Source organism: Aquiflexum sp. (assembly GCF_041749095.1).
Classification (GTDB): domain Bacteria; phylum Bacteroidota; class Bacteroidia; order Cytophagales; family Cyclobacteriaceae; genus Aquiflexum.
This window is the reverse complement of the sequence record NZ_JBGTCA010000542.1, coordinates 1-3,063: the sequence shown is the minus strand read 5'-3', so window position 1 is coordinate 3,063 and position 3,063 is coordinate 1. Positions and strand designations below refer to the sequence as shown.

Sequence of the window (3,063 nt, the reverse complement as noted above, 5' to 3'; positions counted from 1 at the left end):
CGGAGTGATTCCCATCAAGGAATTTATGCAGGGCATAGTATACATCGGATATGATGGGCCTCTCCGGACAGAACCCTTTAATCAGGCCATTAATGATCTGGAAAATGAGGAGGCTTTGAGGTTGAATATGGAGGCGATTAGGAAGGTTTTGGGGACGGTGGGGTTGTGATTATTTAGTTTCAGGAAAGTGAAAATACCGTGTTTAGGGTATTTTTTGTGGAGGAAGAATTTATTAGGTTTAAAAAATAAAAGTGACTTAAAATATATCTATTTGACTATTTATGGATTAAGTGATTCACCGATGGTTTAAAATAAAACAAGGTCTAAATACAACAGAAATTGAAAAAATGGAAATAAAAAGTATAGACAATTTATTAAGATACATTTATGAATTAAACCCTGTATCTGGAAATTACTGCTTCCGTGGGCAAAGCGAATCGAGTTGGCAAATTATACCCTCTATTCATAGAATAAAACCCAAGCCATTAAAAAGATACCAAACTGTTATTTTAGAAGCATTTTTACTATACCTCTTCAGCTACAAAAAAATTAAAAAGACCCACCTTTACACGAATCACGAAGTTGAGTTTTTGGCAATGTGCCAACACTATGGTGTGCCAACTAGACTTCTTGATTGGAGTAATGACATACTAGTATCTTTGTACTTTGCTTGTGAAAACAATTTGAATTTGGATGGATCATTCATTATTTGTGACAAAACAAAATTCAAAAGTTTCAATTTCAATGACTTTCGAACAAACATTGTTGAACCTCAAATAGTCAATACCCATTTGGTCAATCCACGGCTACGTTCTCAATCTGGGTGCTTTATGCTTTGGGGAAATATACAATTGAATAATAAAAGCAGTGAATCGTACCATCTAGAAGAGTATTGCAATGAAAAATTCACTACTTCACCTTTGATTAAGTTATCAATACCAAAACATTTCAAAAATATTATTCTTGAAGAGCTATATTGGAAATATGGAATCAATCATGACTCAATATACTTAAACAATATTTTTAGTGAGTTTGTAGAAAATGAGTATAAAGTTTTCAAGTTTATAGCAGACATAATAACAAATGACTTTACAAATACAACTAATCTTTCAAAGCTTTCCCCATTCACAGGTAACTTTGCTGGATGTGAAAACTTGCGAAGTTTGCCAAAAGAACCAATGCGAGAGTTCTATCCTATTGTTGATAGTATAATAGCTCATTTACCAAAAAATTAAAATGCCTAATTTGGTCTAACATTCGGCCCCCTAGCCCAAAAGTCCATAAAAAAGCCCTGATGGATGCATTGATCAGGGCTTTTTGCTAGAGGCTGTAAATCAGTAAAATTTTTTTAATTTAAGAGGAAAGCTAGCTTTAGTAGAATGCACTTCAGTTTAAAAAGCTTTTTTTTGATTATTAAGGGGATAGTGATAGTTTTAGACAATTGAAATAAACCAAAAATAATGTTCGAACAGACTTTTAAAAATATTGACGATATACTGCACAAGGACGCGGGTTGCGGGAGTGAATTGGATTATGTGGAGCAGACTTCCTGGATTTTGTTTCTGAAGTATTTGGATGACTTGGAGAAGGACCGGGCCACAGCGGCCGAACTCACCGGTAAGACTTATACGCCAATCATTGACAGGGACTACCAATGGACAGTTTGGGCCATGCCAAAGATCTCCGCCTCCAATGGGGGCGGCAGGGCGGAGGTCCTCGACCACCACAAAGCCCTGACCGGGGACGACCTCACCGACTTTGTAAACAACCAACTCTTTCCTTACCTCAAAAAGTTTAAGCAAAGCGCCGAGAGTGCCGACACCATTGAATACAAGATTGGAGAGATTTTCAGCGAACTGAAAAACCGCATCCAAAGCGGCTACAATTTGCGGGAAGTGATCAATCGGATTGATGAGTTGCGGTTCAGGACCCATGCAGAGAAGCACGAAATGAGCCACCTGTATGAAGCCAAAATACAGAACATGGGCAATGCCGGGCGGAATGGAGGCGAATACTACACCCCCCGACCGTTGATAAGGACCATCATCCAAGTAGTAAATCCCCAGATCGGCCAAACGGTCTATGATGGGGCAGGGGGCAGCATGGGATTTTTGTGCGAGTCGTTCAACTTGATGGTTTCGGCAGCCTCTGCCAACGGCAAGGGTCTCTCTACCAAGGATTGGGAAACTTTGCAGAAACGCACCTTCTACGGCAAAGAGAAAAAATCATTGGCCTATATCATCGGCATTATGAATATGATTTTGCACGGCGTGGAGGCACCCAATATCATCCACACCAACACCCTTGCCGAAAACCTTGCCGACATTCAGGAAAAAGACCGCTATGATGTGGTACTTGCCAATCCGCCTTTTGGTGGAAAAGAACGTGCCGAAGTACAGCAAAACTTCCCCATCAAAACAGGCGAAACCGCTTCCCTCTTTTTGCAGCACTTTATTAAGATACTGAAAGCAGGCGGCAAGGCAGGTGTGGTGATCAAAAACACCTTTTTGAGCAATACCGACAATGCTACCGTGGCCATACGCAAAACCTTATTGGAAAACTGCAACCTGCACACTGTTTTGGATTTGCCGGGGGGAACCTTTACCAGTGCGGGAGTCAAAACCGTGGTGCTGTTCTTTGAAAAGGGCAAAGCCACTCGTAACGTATGGTTCTACCAACTCAACCCCGGCCGTAATCTGGGCAAGACCAATCCACTGAATGAAAATGATTTGGCTGAATTCGTCAGCCTGAGTGAAACAAAGGGTCTCTCCGAAAATTCCTGGACAGTCGCTATCAAAGATATAGATCAAAGCACTTTTGACCTGAGCGTCAAAAATCCAAACAAAAAAGAAGAAGCTGCCCTAAGACAACCACAGGCCATCTTGGAAGAAATAAAAGCCTTGGACGAAGAAAGTGCAGAGATTCTCGAATCAATAAAAAGTCTGATTTAAAACATGAAGGACGAAATTGTTTTATATCGCCCTGATGAACAAGCCCAACAGGTTAGTGCATTTTTTGCACATACCACTCAACTTAGTAAGAAGTGGTTTTCATTTTCAAAGT

Annotated in this window: 2 protein-coding genes; both read left to right on the top strand. The window is 40.4% G+C overall.

Annotation, left to right across the window (positions count from 1 at the left end; all coding sequences use genetic code 11):
- Positions 1-347 precede the first annotated feature (347 nt).
- On the top strand, positions 348-1,235 hold the full coding sequence (locus ACEW8O_RS24300; protein ID WP_373497221.1) for an FRG domain-containing protein: 888 nt from the start codon (positions 348-350) through the stop codon (positions 1,233-1,235).
- A gap of 225 nt (positions 1,236-1,460) precedes the next feature.
- Positions 1,461-2,951, top strand: a complete 1,491-nt coding sequence (locus ACEW8O_RS24295) for an N-6 DNA methylase (RefSeq protein WP_373497220.1) — start codon at positions 1,461-1,463, stop codon at positions 2,949-2,951.
- Positions 2,952-3,063 lie beyond the last annotated feature (112 nt).

Coding starts and splice junctions, on each gene's coding strand:
- ACEW8O_RS24300 (WP_373497221.1), top strand. CDS start 348: ATGGAAATAAAAAGTATAGACAATTTATTAAGATACATTTATGAATTA.
- ACEW8O_RS24295 (WP_373497220.1), top strand. CDS start 1,461: ATGTTCGAACAGACTTTTAAAAATATTGACGATATACTGCACAAGGAC.